General features: G+C 54.4%; 15 protein-coding genes. 7 read left to right on the top strand and 8 right to left on the bottom strand.

The genetic code is table 11. The features are described from left to right. Nucleotides 1-169: 169 nt before the first annotated feature. Nucleotides 170-727 (bottom strand): RNA polymerase sigma factor, encoded by a 558-nt coding sequence (locus LX87_RS04015; RefSeq protein WP_111626863.1) that lies wholly within the window; start codon nucleotides 725-727, stop codon nucleotides 170-172. Between the two features lie 119 nt (nucleotides 728-846). Here LX87_RS04015 and LX87_RS04010 point away from each other — a divergent pair, with 119 nt between their 5' ends. The 3 genes from LX87_RS04010 to LX87_RS04000 are packed head-to-tail and all read left to right on the top strand — an operon-like array spanning nucleotide 847 to nucleotide 7,140. After that, the gene (locus LX87_RS04010) at nucleotides 847-2,001 is read left to right on the top strand and encodes a FecR family protein (RefSeq protein ID WP_146624423.1); all 1,155 of its coding nucleotides are present in this window, start codon (nucleotides 847-849) and stop codon (nucleotides 1,999-2,001) included. 38 nt (nucleotides 2,002-2,039) lie between these two features. Beyond that, the gene (locus tag LX87_RS04005) at nucleotides 2,040-5,612 is read left to right on the top strand and encodes a SusC/RagA family TonB-linked outer membrane protein (protein ID WP_170139299.1); all 3,573 of its coding nucleotides are present in this window, start codon (nucleotides 2,040-2,042) and stop codon (nucleotides 5,610-5,612) included. Nucleotides 5,613-5,637: 25 nt separating this feature from the next. Beyond that, nucleotides 5,638-7,140, top strand: a complete 1,503-nt coding sequence (locus LX87_RS04000) for a SusD/RagB family nutrient-binding outer membrane lipoprotein (RefSeq protein WP_111626860.1) — start codon at nucleotides 5,638-5,640, stop codon at nucleotides 7,138-7,140. Between the two features lie 97 nt (nucleotides 7,141-7,237). On the opposite strand, the gene LX87_RS03995 is transcribed toward LX87_RS04000, so the two are convergent. From LX87_RS03995 to LX87_RS03985, 3 genes are all read right to left on the bottom strand, one after another. Then, a complete protein-coding gene (locus LX87_RS03995; RefSeq protein ID WP_111626859.1) occupies nucleotides 7,238-8,089 on the bottom strand; it encodes an aldo/keto reductase in 852 nt (283 codons plus the stop codon). Between the two features lie 155 nt (nucleotides 8,090-8,244). After that, nucleotides 8,245-9,240 (bottom strand): alpha/beta fold hydrolase, encoded by a 996-nt coding sequence (locus LX87_RS03990; RefSeq protein WP_111626858.1) that lies wholly within the window; start codon nucleotides 9,238-9,240, stop codon nucleotides 8,245-8,247. Continuing rightward, a complete protein-coding gene (locus tag LX87_RS03985) occupies nucleotides 9,237-9,803 on the bottom strand; it encodes a hypothetical protein (RefSeq protein ID WP_111626857.1) in 567 nt (188 codons plus the stop codon). Before LX87_RS03985 ends, LX87_RS03990 begins: the two co-directional genes overlap by 4 nt. A gap of 198 nt (nucleotides 9,804-10,001) precedes the next feature. Here LX87_RS03985 and LX87_RS03980 point away from each other — a divergent pair, with 198 nt between their 5' ends. After that, entirely contained in the window at nucleotides 10,002-10,649 is a 648-nt protein-coding gene (locus tag LX87_RS03980; protein ID WP_111626856.1) for a flavin reductase family protein, read from the top strand. Nucleotides 10,650-10,736: 87 nt separating this feature from the next. On the opposite strand, the gene LX87_RS03975 is transcribed toward LX87_RS03980, so the two are convergent. Together LX87_RS03975 and LX87_RS03970 are read right to left on the bottom strand one after the other, a co-directional pair. Continuing rightward, nucleotides 10,737-11,138, bottom strand: coding sequence for a group III truncated hemoglobin (locus LX87_RS03975; protein WP_111627475.1), 402 nt, complete (start codon nucleotides 11,136-11,138; stop codon nucleotides 10,737-10,739). A gap of 20 nt (nucleotides 11,139-11,158) precedes the next feature. Then, complete coding sequence (locus LX87_RS03970) at nucleotides 11,159-11,506, bottom strand: ArsC family reductase (RefSeq protein ID WP_111626855.1); 348 nt, start codon at nucleotides 11,504-11,506, stop codon at nucleotides 11,159-11,161. A gap of 112 nt (nucleotides 11,507-11,618) precedes the next feature. Between LX87_RS03970 and LX87_RS03965 the strand changes: the two genes are divergently transcribed. Genes LX87_RS03965 through LX87_RS29260 form a run of 3 tightly spaced genes read left to right on the top strand, consistent with a single transcriptional unit; the run spans nucleotide 11,619 to nucleotide 13,534 of the window. Continuing rightward, nucleotides 11,619-12,905 carry an alpha/beta hydrolase family protein gene (locus LX87_RS03965; protein ID WP_111626854.1) on the top strand — a complete coding sequence of 429 codons (1,287 nt, stop codon included), beginning with the start codon at nucleotides 11,619-11,621 and terminating at the stop codon, nucleotides 12,903-12,905. A 16-nt stretch (nucleotides 12,906-12,921) separates the two neighbouring features. After that, nucleotides 12,922-13,431 carry a GyrI-like domain-containing protein gene (locus LX87_RS03960; protein WP_111626853.1) on the top strand — a complete coding sequence of 170 codons (510 nt, stop codon included), beginning with the start codon at nucleotides 12,922-12,924 and terminating at the stop codon, nucleotides 13,429-13,431. Then, nucleotides 13,400-13,534 (top strand): hypothetical protein, encoded by a 135-nt coding sequence (locus tag LX87_RS29260; RefSeq protein WP_262511063.1) that lies wholly within the window; start codon nucleotides 13,400-13,402, stop codon nucleotides 13,532-13,534. Before LX87_RS03960 ends, LX87_RS29260 begins: the two co-directional genes overlap by 32 nt. 84 nt (nucleotides 13,535-13,618) lie before the next feature. Here the strand turns inward: LX87_RS29260 and LX87_RS03950 are convergent, their stop codons facing one another. Together LX87_RS03950 and LX87_RS03945 are read right to left on the bottom strand one after the other, a co-directional pair. Continuing rightward, nucleotides 13,619-14,992: a DUF3748 domain-containing protein gene (locus LX87_RS03950; RefSeq protein ID WP_211325268.1), complete on the bottom strand. Its 1,374-nt coding sequence runs from the start codon at nucleotides 14,990-14,992 to the stop codon at nucleotides 13,619-13,621. A 107-nt stretch (nucleotides 14,993-15,099) separates the two neighbouring features. Next, the gene (locus tag LX87_RS03945) at nucleotides 15,100-15,966 is read right to left on the bottom strand and encodes an AraC family transcriptional regulator (RefSeq protein WP_111626851.1); all 867 of its coding nucleotides are present in this window, start codon (nucleotides 15,964-15,966) and stop codon (nucleotides 15,100-15,102) included. Nucleotides 15,967-15,995 lie beyond the last annotated feature (29 nt).

Below are 15,995 nucleotides of genomic sequence, written 5' to 3'. Positions count from 1 at the left end.
TTCCCAATTTTTACCTCTGATTACCTCTGATGTTCTCTGATCAACTCTGATTAATAGCTATAACACAGAGTTAACCAGAGAATATCAGAGGTAATCAGAGAAACGCAAAGGTAGTGATTTTTAGGAGCAGAGGAAATAGGAGACGGCGAAGGTAGCCCCCTGTTTTTCATCATAGCAACCGGTGCCAGCCTTCCCGCAGTTTGTTGACGGCCCGGTGCAGCAGATTGCCGACAGACTGGTAATTGAGGCCCATCACTTCCGCGATTTTTTCGTTGGGCAGGGCCGCAAAAAATTTCAGGTGGATGGCTTCCTGCTGGCGGTCAGTGAGGGTTTTTAGCAGGGCTTCCAGGCGCGACCGCTGGTAGGTCGATAGCTCCGTCCGGATCAGCTCGTCTTCGAAACTTTCGGCATAAAAAAAGTCGTCCGAAAAATCTTCCTCCAACGGTTCGGCAAGCCCATTCCGAAGGGCGCTTTTGTGCAGTTTCCGCCGTAACGATTTAAAAAGATAAACCCGTACGTATTCGGTTTGCGTAATGTTCCGGCGGTAGGTCCACAGTTCCACAAAGAGGTCCTGAATACCGTCTTTTAACAAATCGATGTCGCGGGTGAATTTCAGACCGTAATGGTACAGGGGCCGGTAGAAACGCCGGATTAACTCTTCAAAGGCCGGTTCATCCCCCATCCGGACCTCTTCCCATAGATCGGAATCCGGCAAACTTCTTTTCATACAGGCGGAATATTAAGCATACGGTGGTCTTTCTCACCTACAAAGTAGCAAAATTCTCCAATGAAATAGCACTGGATCGGGACATTATTGCAAATAAAAAAATTTACCCGGCGTTGGGTATGCCATCGAAAAACCGTCCTATCTCCAGTAGACAGCTCACATCGGCCCGTTATTCCCACTCCATGCAGGCGTATCATACCTACAAAGCCGAAGATTTTTTAAATGACGATTCGTTTATCGCCTGGGTTTACACCCGCGACCCTGCCGCTGTGGCTTTCTGGTCCGGCTGGATGGCCGAAGCGCACCCAAACCGTTCGGAAGCCATACTGGCCAAAGACATTCTGGAAGCGCTGAGCCCGTCGGATGCGGGTCTGACTGACGCGACGCTGGAGTACGAAGCGGGCCAGATTCTTCGCCGGGTGCGCCAGGTTCCCAAACGAAAGTTTTTTCCCGCTTTCGGCTTAACGGGCTACCGGATTGCGGCTTCGGTGGCGCTCCTACTGGTGGTTGGTTGCCTGGGCTGGCTCATCACGCATCAGGCGTTGTCGCTCAGAAGCTCCCTGTCGGCGGCCCACGCCCACGAAGGAATGGTGGAACAGACCAACCGAACCAGCAAGCCTGTTCTGGTGCGGTTGCCGGACGGCAGTACGGTTCGGCTGCAACCCAACAGCCGGATTCAGCACGTTGCCAGCTTTGGGCAGGGTGTTCGGGTCGTTATGCTCACGGGCGAGGCTTTTTTCAACGTGGTTCCCAATCCGAAGGTGCCGTTTCTGGTTTACGCCCGCGACGTGGTGACACGGGTGGTCGGTACAAGCTTCACGGTGAAAGCCTTTGATCCGCAGGTAACGGTTGCCGTTCGGACCGGGCGCGTGACGGTGTATTCCCGCAAGGAACTGGAGCAGCAACGGAACGCCGAAAAGCCGGTGGTGTCGGGCGTGGTGCTAACCCCCAACCAGCAGGTGGTTTTCAACGCAAAAGAGGAAGTTTTCCGCAAGGAACTGGTGGAAGAGCCGGTTCGGGTATCGCCCCAGGCGGCAACGGTTTCCTTTGAATTTGAGGACGTACCGATTGCCGAAGTGTTCCGGCGCATCGAGGAAGCGTACGCAATCGACATCGTGTACAACGAATCATTATTGCAAAAATGCACGCTGACGGCTTCGCTGACCGGCCTGACGCTGTATGAACAACTGCGAATGGTCAGCAAATCGCTCGGTGGTTCTTACGAAGTAACCGACGGCAAAATCCTCATCCTGGCAACCGGATGTGGCGAGTAAAACTGCATGAATTATGCGACACCTTTAACAAACAAACAATGAAAAAACGACTACGAATCCAACCGTTCGTGGGGTATCTCCACCGAATGACGTACCTGCTCCTAATGTTGGCAGTCACGCGGGCCGGTTTTGCCTTCAGCCCCGATCAGACCACGAAAGAACTGCTGAGCCAGCGCATCAGCCTGAGCCTGAAAAACACTCCGCTGAAGCAGGTTTTAAGCACCATTGAAAAGCAATCGCAGGTTAAGTTTATTTACGTTCCCCAAAACATCCGGGCCGAGCGCGACATTTCGGTCAGTGCCACCAACGAGGTCCTGTCCGGCGTTCTGGAACGGGTTCTTGTCCCGCTGGGCATTGCCTATGAAGTGGCCGACAACCGGATTATCCTGACCAAAGGAAAAACGAGCGAACTGGCCCCTACTGACCCCGCAACGCTGGATCAGACGGTTTCGGGAAGCGTTACCGACGACAAAGGAGAAGCGCTGCCGGGCGTTAGTATTGTGGTCAAAGGTACCAACCAGGGTACCACCACCGACGCTCAGGGAGCGTTCAAAATCAACGTCCCTAACGGCAACACTGTACTGGTTTTCAGCTTTGTAGGCTACGCCAGCCAGGAAATTACCGTCGGCACGCAAAGTGTCCTTACGGTTCGGCTGCTGCCCGGCGATCAAACACTCAACGAAGTGATCGTGACGGCATTGGGTATCAAACGCGAGAAAAAAGCCCTGGCGTATGCCGCCGGTGAAATCAAAGGTTCCGATCTGGCGCAGGCCAATGTTACGAACCTGGGTACGGCCCTGTCGGGAAAAGTGGCCGGGGTACAGGTGACCTCCTCGGCGGGTGGAGCCACCGGTTCGTCACGCATCGTGATCCGGGGAAACTCCTCGCTGTCGGGCAACTCGCAGCCCCTCTACGTGATCGACGGGGTTCCAATCGACAACTCCAACCGCCGGGCAATCAGCTCGTTCCAGCTTCAGGGCGGTCTGGATGGCGGTGACGGTATTTCGAACATTAACCCCAACGACATTGAATCCATGACCATCCTGAAAGGCCCCAACGGAGCGGCTTTATACGGCCAATTGGGAGCCAACGGGGTTGTTATTATTACCACTAAATCGGGCCGTCGCAACCGCCGTCCGAACATTCAGTACAACGGCAGTTACTCGGTCGGCAATGCCCTGGTCACACCGGATTACCAGAACGAGTACGGGCAGGGCTACAACGGCCAGTTTACGTTTTATCGTCAGGCCGACGGCAAGGTTGTCCCCTATAATTCAGCGCTGACGGGCGGTATTCCGAAACTGAGTGCGGGCCGCAACCCAACCACGCGTGGTAGCTGGGGACCGAAAATGCAGGGGCAAACCGTGGAGGATATGTGGGGCGATACCGCCAGTTACTCACCGATTGCCAGTCCGTACAAGGAGTTTTTCCAGTCCGAAAAACAGGCCATCAATACCGTCAGCGTCGATGGCGGGGGCGAGAAAGTAAATTACTACTTTTCGCTCACCAACCTGAACAACAACGGTTTTGTGCCGACCAACAAACTAAACCGTAATTCCGTAACGGTCAAGCTGTCGGCGGATATTGCCAAGGGCCTGAACCTGGACACGAAAGTGAATTACATCAACCAGAAGGTCAACAACCGGCCGTATGTGGGCGACGATGGCTTAAACCCCGTCTACCGGTTTCTGTACGTGCCGCGCAGCCTGAGCATGGACGGTTTGAAGCGGTATGAGTACACGGCTAAAGACATTCGCTACTCGCAGGACCTGGGCGGAAACGGTTTCTTTGTCGGCGGGGAGAAAATTTTCGAAAGCAATTCGGTGACTTCCAACCCGTTCTGGACGATCAACAACACGCACAACGAAGACACCCGCGACCGCATCATTGCCTACGCCAAGCTGAATTACGAGATCGCCAAAGGCATCAACGTCCAGGTTCGCTATGGCTCCGATCTGTATTACGAACGGCAATTTAGCTGGAGAGCCGTTGGAACCCGCATCTCGCAAACCGGCGAAGTAGCTGAAAATATGGAGTTTAACAAAACCGAGAACGTGGATGGTTTGCTGATGATCAACCGGGAAATCGGTGACTTCTCGATCAATGCCAACCTCGGCGCCAACCACCTGAGCAGCCGCTACCGGATTACGGGTAACGCCGGTACGCAACTGAGCATTCCGGGCCTGTACGCCGTCGGCCGGACGGTTTTGAATACGCCCCGGCTGGGCGTGGCCGAATCGGTCATTAACTCCGTGTTCGGGCAGGCCAGCGTCGGGTTCCGCAACTACCTGTTCCTCGATGTATCGGCGCGCAACGACTGGTCGTCCACCCTCCCGATCACCAACAGTTCCTTTTTCTACCCATCGGTGGGGTTGAGCTGGGCCGTTACGGATGCCATTCCGCTGAACATCCCGGCTCTGGATTTCCTGAAACTTCGGGCTTCGTACGCGCAGGCCGGTCGGTCGGGCGATCCGTATTCGACGTTGGGCTATTACAACCTGAACGCCAACACGTTCCTGAACCAGCCGCTGGCCACCTACACCAGTACGGTAGTTGACCCGAACCTGAAAAACGAACTGAAAACCTCGTACGAAGCCGGGGCCGAACTGCGTTTTTTCAAGAACCGTCTGAATCTGGACTTTACGTATTACCAGTCCGTAACGAGCAACCAGATTCTGCCAATTGTTATCTCACAGTCAACCGGTTATAGCAGCAAACTAACCAACGCGGGCCGGATCGAAAACAAAGGCATCGAGTTTCTGATTGGGGGTACGCCCGTTAAACTCAACAACGGTTTTAGCTGGGACATCAGCTTCAACTTCTCGGCCAACCGCAACAAGGTGCTGGAACTCATTGACGGCGTCAACGAAATCGTCGTTGGTTCCGACCGCAACATTCGCGTGGTGGCCGCCCCGGGTGAACCCTACGGCCAGTTGAAAGCCGCCGACTACGCCTGGCTGAAAGACGAAAACGGCAACCGCCTGATCGACGACAAAGGCCTGCCGATTGTGCAGAGCATCGGAACGCTGGCCATCGGTAACGCCACCCCGAAATGGATTGGCGGTTTGACCAACAGCTTTTCCTACAAAGGTTTGTCGCTGAGCAGTTTGATCGACATTCGGCAGGGCGGGCAGATTTTCTCGCAGGGCCGGGTGCAGGAAGCCGCCTACGGAACGTCGAAACGGACGCTGGAAGGCCGGGAAGGCGGTTTGATTGCCTCCGGCGTCAAAGCCCGCAAGGAAGGCAACCAGTGGATCAGCACCGGCCAGCCAAACGACATTCCGGTGACGGCCCAGGCCTACTGGAACCGCGTGGCTTCGGATAAGGGCTTTGCCGTGGCCGAAGAATTCCTGTACGATGCCAGCTACATTGCCATTCGGGAGATTCGGCTGGCGTACCAGATTCCGGCGGGGCTGCTCAAAGACAACAAGGTAATCCGGGGTGCGTCGCTGGCCCTGTATGGCCGAAACCTGGGTTACATCGAACGGCATACCGACGGTTTTTCACCCGAAAACGCATCGATCAACGTCAATTCCGGAACAATGGGCATGGAACAGCACTCGCTGCCGCTGATGCGGACGGTGGGTGTAGACTTAAACCTGAGCTTCTGATCGGAACCTAAACCGCCATTCAATTATGAAACGATTCTCTAAAAAAATACGGCTTTCGGTACTGGGCTTGCTCATGACGGCATCGGCCTGTACCAACAATTTTGAGGAACTAAACACCTCCCCAACCCAGCCCCGCAACGTACCGGCAGAATACCTGTACTCACAGGCGCAACTCAACGGTTTTCTGGCCGATGGCACCAACTGGTGGCAGGTCGGTTCGTGGGTGGAGCAATGGGCCAGCGGTTCGCTGTCGGCGCCTTCGCAATACCTCGAAGACCGGGATATTTACGAAACCAACAACTGGACGTCGCACTATGAGTTGATCAAAAACCTTTCTCAGATTCGCAATCAGATTCTGAAGGGACAGGAAACGACGCCCAACGGACGCACCAAGCTGGCCATTGCCAAGATTACGGAAATCTATTTCTGGCAGCGCATGACCGATTTCTGGGGCGATATTCCGTACACCGAAGCCGGTTTGCCCGATAACAACCTGATTCTGCTCCCGAAATACGATAAGCAGGAAGACATCTATAAATCGCTCATTGCGGAGCTGGATGCGGCCATCGGCCAGTTGAACGCAACGGATGTGTCGTACGGAAAGGCGGATTTTGTTTATAATGGTGATGTAACCAAATGGCGTAAATTTGGCAATTCGCTGAAACTCCGGTTGGGGATGCGCCTGCGGTATGCTGATGCGGCCCTGTCGCGCAAAACCGTGGAAGAAGCCCTGAGCGCGCCATTGATCGAAAGCAATGCCGACAATGGCGCCATGCCGACGGTAACGCAGGACGGTAACCCGTTTGGTTACCACCCGATCATAGGCGGTTACAACGGTAGTAAAGAACTGAACCAGCTGGCCGCTCCGTTCATCGACGCCCTGTTGGCGAAAAAGGACCCACGGCTGCCGCGCATTGCCGAACCCACCGAAAACTCCAAGAAAGCAGGTAACCCAATTTACCGGGGCCTTGGCGTGGCGCTGGGCAACAGTGTGATTATCAACCGGGATGATTATTCGTACGGAAACATTGCCATTTACAACGACCGGAAATCCACCTTCCCGTTCGTGTTTCTGGCTTATTCGGACAACTGCTTTTTCAAAGCGGAAGCGGCTTTGCTGGGTTGGGGCGGTCTGACACCCGCACAGGCGGAAGGCTTCTACCAGGCCGGTATCCGGGCCGCCATGCAGATTCAGCCGTATTCCATCCCCGAAGCCGACATTACGGCCTACATCGCCCGGGAAGGGAAACTAACGGGAACGGCCGAGCAGCAACTGGAACAGATCATGACCCAGAAGTGGATTAGCCTGTTTATGCGTCACTACGAAGCTTATGCCGAATGGCGCCGGACGGGTTACCCCAAACTGGTACCCGGCCCGAACCCCGGAACCACCAATGGCCAGATTCCGCGCCGGGGCGTGTATTCGAGCACCGAACGGATTCGAAATGCCGCTAACTACAACGAAGCTTCGTCACGCCTGAGCAACGGCGACACCTACCTGAGCAAAGTCTGGTGGGATAAGAAGTAAGGTTATTTAGAAAAAGAGCCAGGACAGGAGAAGAAAGACTTAGGGTCTCTACGCTCCTGTCCTGGCTCTTTTGTCTTTACTCTCTCGTCCGAAATCCCTATTCCGACAAAGCCGCAACGTCTTCTTCGGACAATTCAATCTGGTCGGCAGCCAGGTTTTCTTTCAGGTGTTCGGGCGAACTGGTGCCCGGAATCAGCAGAATGTTCGGGGAGCGTTTCAGCAGCCAGGCCAGCGCAATCTGGGCGGTGGTGGCGCCGTGTTTCTGCGCGATAGCCTGAATTTTGCTCGCCAGTTTGTCCGGCCCCGACGCCAGCGGATACCAGGGGATAAACGCCATGCCGCGCTGTGTGGTATAATCCAGTACGTCTTCCCACTTGCGGTTACCGAGGTTGTATAGGTTCTGAACGGAAACAATCGGCAGGACTTTTTCGGCCCGTTCAATGTCTTCAATACCGACTTCCGACAGCCCCACGTGCCGGATTTTACCGGCCTGAACGGCTTCTACGACCGGCCCGAGGGTTTCTTCTACCGGTACCTTCGGGTCAACCCGGTGCAGTTGCCAGAGGTCAATGCAGTCCAGTTTTAGCCGTTGCAGACTGCCCTCGATGGCTTCGCGGATGTGCTCCGGGCGGCCGTTGGTGACCCACTGGTTGGGGCCCGTCCGGTCGAAGCCGCCTTTGGTCGCAATCAGAAGCCCGGCGGGATACGGGTGCAGGGCCTCGGCAATTAACACTTCATTGGTATGGGGACCGTAGGAGTCTGCCGTATCGATGAAATTCACGCCCGCTTCCACGGCATTCCGCAGAACCTGCTTGGCGGTTTCCCGGTTGGGCGCATCGCCCCAAACACCGAAACCCGTCAATTGCATACCGCCGTACCCCAATCGATTGATTTCCAGTTCACCGCCAATCTTGAAAGTTGAAGCGGCCTGTTTTGCTGTGTTGCTCATTCTTTTTTGGGTCTAAATGAATTGACCACAACACACTGAAAAGCAGGCAGGCAGTTCCGCTACAGGGTAAAACTTAGCCTGTGGCCTTTATAAAAAATTGTAAACGAAGGGATGCATTCCATTAACAACTTATCAGCTTTGGGCGAAACTCCGAATCAGCGGACGAATTTCAATACCTCGGCCACAAACCGGTCGGTTTCGGTAATAAACGGCTCGTGGTGCGACTGCTCGAACGTTACGAAGGCTGGAACGGTTTTCGACAGTAAATCCCGGGTTTCGTAGCCGATTTCGATGGGCACCACCCCGTCTTTTTTGCCCCAGAACAGGGCCACCGGAATCTCGATATTTTTCAGCAACGGACCTTTTTCGTACGTCCGGATTTCATGATCACCGTAATCGGTGTAGGCTTCCGGGTGCGAAAATTGCGCCAGCGCGGTATTCGGCGAAGCAAACAGGTAATTGAGGACGAACGATTTATCGTCGTAAATCGAAACCGGATTACCGCCCAGATCCAGCATCCGTTTGTAGAGTTCCGGCCATTTATACGTGCCCAGGTTTTCGCGGGTTACCGGATTTTCCTGAGCGTATTTTTCTATTTCGGTCCTGTTCTGAAGCCGGGCTTCGCGCAAAATCCACTCCCGCATCTGCACCAGCCAGCGGAAGGTCGAAAACGTACCGTTGACGGCCATCAGTCCGCTCACCATCTTCTGGTTGTCGCCTGTGGTCAGAAACTGCCACGCCAGTTCGACGCCGAAGCTGTGGGCCAGCAGGTAAATCCGGGTGTTCGGATACTGTTCTTTCAGGAGCTTCACGACGTAGTAGGCATCTTCCCCAAATTGCGCGTAGTTCAGGGTTTTCACGTCTACTTTCCCCGACGACGAACCCGCAATCCGCTGGTCCCAGTAAGCCACGGCCACGTCTTTTTCCAGCCCCTTCAAATAATGACGGTAACACATAGCGCAGTCGCCGGGGCCGCCGTGCAGAAACAGAACCAGCTTGTTCGATGCCAGATTGCCGCGCACCCAGATGGGCATATCCGCGCCTTTGTGCCGTAAATAAAGCGTCCGTTCGGTGTCGGCCATCTCGTTTTTCTCACACGCGGATAACGAGACGAGCAGTAAAAAAAGAAGGCAGAAATAGCAGGGTTTCATTTGCGTTTCAGCGGTTTACGGATTCCACATTCGATACCGAAGCGGTATAACTGGGAGGCATTGTAAGGCCGTTGCTGCATCAGGTTCAGCCGGGCATACCAGGCCAGCGAGCGGTTGTGCCGAACAGACAAATCCCGGCCAAAACCCACCGAAACCGTGGGCAGATAGGCTCCGCGCCCCGCCATTCTGACCCGCCGGAACGCGCCATTTTCACCAACTTCGAAGGTTTGCCCGGCCAGAAAATACCGCAAATAGGAATTGGAAAGACCGACCTCAAAAACACCACCGCGCCGACCGGTTCGCTGGTAGGCCAGTTCGGGCGAGAAGACGACCCCAACGTGGTTATGCGGATGGTTATAGACCGCCAGCCCGGGCGTAATCAGAAATTCTTTTCGGGCGTTATTACTGGATTTGACGCGACTAATCAGCGGGTATTCGTAAGCAACTTTCAAACCGTAGTGCGTGACGGTTTCGCCGAAGTAAGCCACTCGTAGTTGCTGGGCCTGAGCAGTCAGGCATCCCATCAACAGGAAACCCGCTACCCGGCAAAGAGCGCTTTTCATAAGTATCTAGTTGTTTATCAGCGCAAAACTACCAGAACTCCGCCATACAAGGGATAGCAGAAGGCGTAAAAAAACGGGCAAAAGACGACACATACGACATAATGCCTAACCTTCGGGCTAAACTTTACGTTATGAAAAGCAGTTAATCAAGCCGTGCGAAACGCGCCCTGCTCAAAACACGGTTTATCCCAAACCATTATGCATTTAACGAAAGAAGACCTTGACAATACCGAGCGAATCCGGCGGCTCAACATCATCAATTCCGTTACCGGCATTAAACCGGCGAACCTGATCGGCACGGTTTCCGGTAAGCAGCAATCAAATCTGGCAATTTTTAGTTCGGTGGTTCATTTGGGGAGCAATCCGGCCCTGCTCGGCTTTGTACTCAGACCGGAGCGCGATGCGGGCCAGCATACCTACGAAAACATTCTCGAAACCGGCTATTACACCATCAACCACGTCCACGAGGATTTCATGGAACGGGCGCACTATACTTCGGCCAAATTCAAAAAAGAAGAGTCGGAGTTTGACCAGTGCCATTTTACGGAAGAATACCTGGCCGGTTTCCCGGCTCCGTTTGTGCAGGAAAGCTCGCTGAAAATAGGGCTGAAATTTTTGCAGGGTCTGCCCATTGAGATCAACGGAACAATGTTGATTATCGGTCAGATTGAACACCTGATTGTACCCGACGAAGCTATTGATGAAGAAGGACATTTTGACCTCAGTCGCGTCAACGATGTCGGTATTTCGGGCCTTAACAGCTACTATAGACTGACCAAGCTGGGGCAGTTTCCGTACGCCCGCCCGCAAACCATGCCCGATTTTTCGGCTGGAGATCAGGCATAAAAAGCAGCATTTACCAAACCCGTCAGGAGCAACGTGACGGATGGCCGTGATTGCTGCCGACGCCCCAAAAATCAACCGTTGGGCTGATTATTTGCTCATGTACGAATCGTTGTTGATGTAGTCAAATTTGTTGTTCCAGACCAGCGCAATCTGCGTGGCCCGCTGCCGGGTCAGTTCGGCGTTGGTCCCTTCAAAATGCTCCGTCAACGTCTCGGCAAACAGCTTCAGCCAGCGTTCGAAGTGGTCGAGGGTCAGCGTGTGCTGCTGGTTGATCAGCAGATGGGGACGGAACGGGTGGCCCTGGTAAGCGTTGTTACCCAGGATGATGTTCTCCCAGAAGGCGTACATTTTGGGCAAATGTTTCGACCAGTCAACGTGGGCGACGTCGGTAAAAACCGGGCCGATAAAGTCGTCGGCCTGCACTTTCTCATAAAACGAATCCACCAGAAAACGAATGTCTTCCGGTGTATCCAGCGTTCGTTTACTCATACCGAATTTCAAAAGATGCTCTAGTTAGAGAACACATTTTGGTAGTCATCCGGTTTAAAACCGAGCGCAATTATTTTCCCCTCCGCTTCGATCAGCGGGCGACGAATTACCGACGGCTTTTCCATCATCAAGGCAATGGCGGCTTCAGCGTCCGTGGGTCTTTCCGGTTCGGGTATTTTTTTCCAGGTGGTTCCGACGCGGTTGACGAGTTCCTCCCACGGCTTTTGTGTCAGCCAGTGTTCAATCGTAGGTCGGTCGATGCCCTGTTTTTTGTAATCGTGAAACTGGTAGTCAATGCCGCGCCCGGCCAGCCAGGTGCGGGCTTTTTTTACGGTATCGCAATTCGGAATGGCGTATAAGGTATACATGCAACTAGCTTTTACGGGCCGCTAAAGTACGGATTTGCGAAGTCGCGTGTACGTTTACTTCGCGTAATTTGTAATTTGAAGACCGTTTGACCAATCTCCGCTTACACGCGCTATGCTGACCCTGAAAACCCGGCTTCTGTTTCTTTTTTTACTCATCACTTGTTACGCCCAATCCCAGACCACCGACGCTTTTCTGCCCGGCGACCCATTGCCCGATGCCCCGGAACTGGCCGCCCGTGGTACCTACGGTGTTGGCGTTCGGACGCTGAAACTCACGCACAAGGCGCAGGTGGATGTGCTGCGTACCAAAGATGGAAAAAGCCCGGTTTACGACCGGCCGCTAACCCTTGAGGTCTGGTACCCGGCCCGCATACCGGCGGGTAAAGCCCAACGGGTAACGTACGAAGAAGTGCTGGGCCGCGCCAACGACCCCAAGCGTCCGCTGGTTCCATTCTCGTTCACGGGCCGGGCATTGCGGGATGCCGAGCCTGATGCGGGCGGAGGAGCGTACCCGCTGGTGATTGTTTCGCACGGCTACCCCGGCTCCCGGTTTTTGCTGACGTATCTGACCGAAAATCTGGCGTCCAAAGGCTATGTGGTGGTAGCCATCGACCATACCGAATCGACTTACCGCGACCTGGGCGGCTTTCCCAGTACCCTACTCAACCGCCCGCTCGACGATCTGTTTGTGCTGGATGAACTCACCCGCCTGAGTGCTAAAACCTCCAGTCATTTTCTGGCCGGACTCGCCAATACCGATAAAACCGCCCTGATTGGTTACTCGATGGGCGGATACGGGGTACTCAACGTCGCGGGAGCCGGATTCAGCGCCCAAGCAGCCAAATTTTTCGGGCAACTGACCGGCGGCAGCACGGCTTTGCAAACGCGAACAATGGCCGCTCCCGACTACAAAGCCTCGCAGGACCCGCGCATCAAAGCCGTGGTAGCGTTTGCCCCCTGGGGCATGGAACGCGGGGTGTGGGATGCCGAAGGACTGGCAGGGCTGAAACTCCCGACGATGTTTGTCGCGGGCAGCAAAGACGATGTTTCGGGCTACGAAAAAGGGATCAAAGCCATTTACGACGGTGCGGTCAACGCCGACCGGTATTTGCTGACCTACATCAACGCCCGGCACAACGTGGCCCCCAACCCACCGCCAGCCGCAGCACTCAAACCGGGCCACTTTGATGATTATCAGCACTTTTCCGAACCCGCCTGGAACGAGCGCCGGATCAACAACATCAATCAGCATTTCGTCACGGCTTTTCTGGGCATCCACCTGAAAGGAATGGATTACGCGAAATACCTTGCGCTGCCCGAAAACTCCGACGCCGAATCGTGGACGGGCTTCAAACCCCGCACGTCGGTGGGACTCGAAATGCGTCACGCCAAACCGTGAGTTATCCGCAAAAACCATGACCCCTCGAATAGAAACCCTGCCCGAAAAGAAACTGGTTGGCAAGCGACTGCGTATGTCGTTTGCCAACGACCGAACCGGCGAATTGTGGCGAAGTTTCATGCCCCGCCGGAAGGAAATCGTCAATCCGGTGACGACGGATTTGTTCTCGTTGCAGGTCTACGAAAAACCGTTCGACTACAACACGTTTACCCCAACTGCTGAATTTGAAAAATGGGCGCTGGTGGAGGTTGCCGACTTCAACCACGTTCCGGATGGTCTGGAAACCGTCATCCTACCCGACGGCCTGTATGCGGTTTTTCTCTACAAAGGCTTACCGAGCGAGTTTGCCGAAACGTTTCATTACATCTTCGGAACGTGGCTGCCTGCTTCCAATTACGTACTGGATCACCGTCCGCATTTCGAGGTTCTGGGCGAGAAATACAGAAATAATGACCCGGATTCGGAAGAAGAAATCTGGGTACCGATTCGGACAGGTGGCTTTGCAGAAAGGCGCTCACCCGTTTGAAGCGGATTTTATCGAAGGCGGTGGCGGTTTTACGCTCAAATTGAAATATAGCCTGAACGGATCAGCCCCCGCCGACATTCCCGATAGCCGGTTTACGCATTAACAGCCATCGGATTGCTTCTCAAATGATCTATAATGACCGGGCATCTGAATACCCGGTCATTTATTTTGTCCGTTCTGATTCCCGTTATTTCTCCAGCAAAAACAACTGCAAAAACCGCCCCTTCTCTGTCGTCACATACCGGTTATACGCAATCTGATCGCCTTTGTTGGACCAGACAATACCGTTGCGGGGTTGCTCGTCGTCCGACGAACGGGGCGTCAACCGCTTAAACTCGCCGGTGGCTACCTCGGAGATGAACACGCTGTTGTCGGCGGCATAGGCGACCCAACGGCCATCCGGGCTGAAGTTAAAAGTAGTTTGAATGGAAAACGGTTGCCGGGTGAGTTGCCGGATGGGGCTGCCGTTGGGCGACACGCCAAAAAGCTGAACCGTTCCGGACGGGTCTTTCGCCAGAAAACCGATCATCGAACCGTCGGGCGTAGTCCGCAGCCAGTGCCGGGGACCTTCCGCGCCGTGCTCCGTAAACGTAATCCGGCGCTGCTGAACGCCTTTGGGTGGGTTGGGCCGACTGGTTTCGGTGCCTTCCAGCGGCTGGCCGTCGGCGACTTTCGTCAGGTCGTCGGGGAGGTCAGCCACGAAGATTTCGGCCACGGTTTTGCCTTCCCGGTTCCGCACATTGCCCTGAAACGCCAGCGCCCGCTTCTGCCAGCTTCCGTCTGCTTTCCGGTACCCATCCAGACCCATCCAGCCTTCATCAAAGGCTTTATCAATTTCGTCGCTGCCCGGCTTCGGCGATTCCGTGACGCGGGTGACCACCACCGAAAACAATTCCCCAGCGTTATTCTCCCGCGAACCGTCGTCGGTTACGGTTACTTTCCCAAACGGAGCCATCACCCCCACCACGCGCAAATCCTTGACCGCCGGGTTGGTTTTGCTCAATCGGTCGAGCGGGTAATCGTTGTACGTAAAGCTGATCCACTGGCCGTCGGCGCTCCAGCCGTGCGCGTGGGTGCCGCCCCGCAAAGCCCCCGGTGTAAACGGTGGTGTCACATCGCGGGCATCCAGAAAAATCGGTTTTCCGGGCTGATCGGTGTCAATCGCAACGCCCGTCCGCCGGGCAAAATCATACGGTTTTTCCCGGTTCGCGTTTCGAATGCCGTGAATAAACAATACCCGGTTCCGGGTCGGCGAAAACGTAACCGCCCCCACGCCGGGGCCAAACTCGGTCTGGTTTTCGGTTTGATACAGGACCTTGATCTCGCCGGTTTTAACGTTCACCATTTCAATCGATCCCGTACTGCCGATGCCGGTGTCCACATTCCGGGTGTCGTAAACCAGCCATTCGTCGGATGGTGAAAAGGCCTGAGCGTTATGAATAGTGTGTCCTTTGGTGTCGAACGTGAGTTGCTTTTCGGTAAAATTCATGGTCAGGTGGGGTTTGGGAGCGCAGGTTTGCAGACCCGCACCGAGAATGAGCCAGCCAATCCGGGAGTTCATTAAATGGGATGTCGGTTTAGGGTTTTGGTGTATAGTATACGGTTTGCCGCCTTTTCGGGCTATTCGCCTTACGCAGAAATCCCCATAAACAGGAAGTTGTAACGGTTTCACTGTAGGTAGTTCCGTTTGTACTCGAGGGGGGTCACGCCCTTGACGCGCTTGAAATGCCGGTAAAAGTTTGACAGGTTGTTAAAGCCGCTATCGAAGCAGATTACCTCCGCACTCAGCTTGTTTTCGACCAGCGCCCGGCACGCGTGGCTGATTCGGACTTCGGTCAGAAATTCATGGTACGTCTTGTGCGTCATCATTTTAAAATACCGGCAGAACGAGGTCACACTCAGGCTGGCAATAGACGCCACTTCCTCCAGCGTAATTTCCTTGGCGTAGTTCGACAGCGTATACGTACAGACTTTATTGAGCCGCACGGTTTCGAGTTCGTTCGACTGGTAAAAAGCGTGTTCCGACGTAATGGTTTCCAGTTCATCGGATTGGGACAGAATTTCCAGAATCGACAGCAGAATAATCAGGCGTTGCAGCGGGCGGGCTTCCACGACGCTGTAGAGCAGCGACGCTATTTTTTCGCCCGTTTTACCTTTAATCAGCAGCCCCTGCGAAGCCCGTTCGTAAAGCCGCCGGATGGGTTGGGTTTCGGCCAGATTCAGGAAGTCGCGACCCAGGCAATCGGGCCGGAACTGCATCAGAATCGCTTCCACCTCCAACCTGGAATTGTCCTGAAAATAAGCGTCGTTACACCGCCACGTGTGCGGCAGATTCTCGCCCACGAGCAGAATTTCGCCCGCCGAAAAATTGCTGACATTATCGCCAATAAACCGAACTCCCTCCCCCTGAATAACGTAGTGAAGTTCCAACTCGGGATGATAGTGCCAGATGTTCCCAAAATTGGGCTTTCGATCGTGCCGAACACTGAATGAATCCTGAGCATTGACGGGTACTTTATGAAAATGCGCCTTCATTCTCTAAAAATCGTTTATGCTAAAATCGT

The organism is Larkinella arboricola (genome assembly GCF_003259745.1).
In the GTDB taxonomy this organism is placed as follows: Bacteria; Bacteroidota; Bacteroidia; order Cytophagales; family Spirosomataceae; genus Larkinella; species Larkinella arboricola.
This window is presented reverse-complemented; position numbering and strand designations above follow the sequence as displayed.

Coding starts and splice junctions, on each gene's coding strand:
- LX87_RS04015 (WP_111626863.1), bottom strand. CDS start 727: ATGAAAAGAAGTTTGCCGGATTCCGATCTATGGGAAGAGGTCCGGATG.
- LX87_RS03985 (WP_111626857.1), bottom strand. CDS start 9,803: ATGAAAAGCGCTCTTTGCCGGGTAGCGGGTTTCCTGTTGATGGGATGC.
- LX87_RS03970 (WP_111626855.1), bottom strand. CDS start 11,506: ATGTATACCTTATACGCCATTCCGAATTGCGATACCGTAAAAAAAGCC.
- LX87_RS03950 (WP_211325268.1), bottom strand. CDS start 14,992: ATGAACTCCCGGATTGGCTGGCTCATTCTCGGTGCGGGTCTGCAAACC.
- LX87_RS03975 (WP_111627475.1), bottom strand. CDS start 11,138: ATGAGTAAACGAACGCTGGATACACCGGAAGACATTCGTTTTCTGGTG.
- LX87_RS03980 (WP_111626856.1), top strand. CDS start 10,002: ATGCATTTAACGAAAGAAGACCTTGACAATACCGAGCGAATCCGGCGG.
- LX87_RS03945 (WP_111626851.1), bottom strand. CDS start 15,966: ATGAAGGCGCATTTTCATAAAGTACCCGTCAATGCTCAGGATTCATTC.
- LX87_RS03965 (WP_111626854.1), top strand. CDS start 11,619: ATGCTGACCCTGAAAACCCGGCTTCTGTTTCTTTTTTTACTCATCACT.
- LX87_RS03960 (WP_111626853.1), top strand. CDS start 12,922: ATGACCCCTCGAATAGAAACCCTGCCCGAAAAGAAACTGGTTGGCAAG.
- LX87_RS04000 (WP_111626860.1), top strand. CDS start 5,638: ATGAAACGATTCTCTAAAAAAATACGGCTTTCGGTACTGGGCTTGCTC.
- LX87_RS03995 (WP_111626859.1), bottom strand. CDS start 8,089: ATGAGCAACACAGCAAAACAGGCCGCTTCAACTTTCAAGATTGGCGGT.
- LX87_RS03990 (WP_111626858.1), bottom strand. CDS start 9,240: ATGAAACCCTGCTATTTCTGCCTTCTTTTTTTACTGCTCGTCTCGTTA.
- LX87_RS04005 (WP_170139299.1), top strand. CDS start 2,040: ATGAAAAAACGACTACGAATCCAACCGTTCGTGGGGTATCTCCACCGA.
- LX87_RS04010 (WP_146624423.1), top strand. CDS start 847: ATGCCATCGAAAAACCGTCCTATCTCCAGTAGACAGCTCACATCGGCC.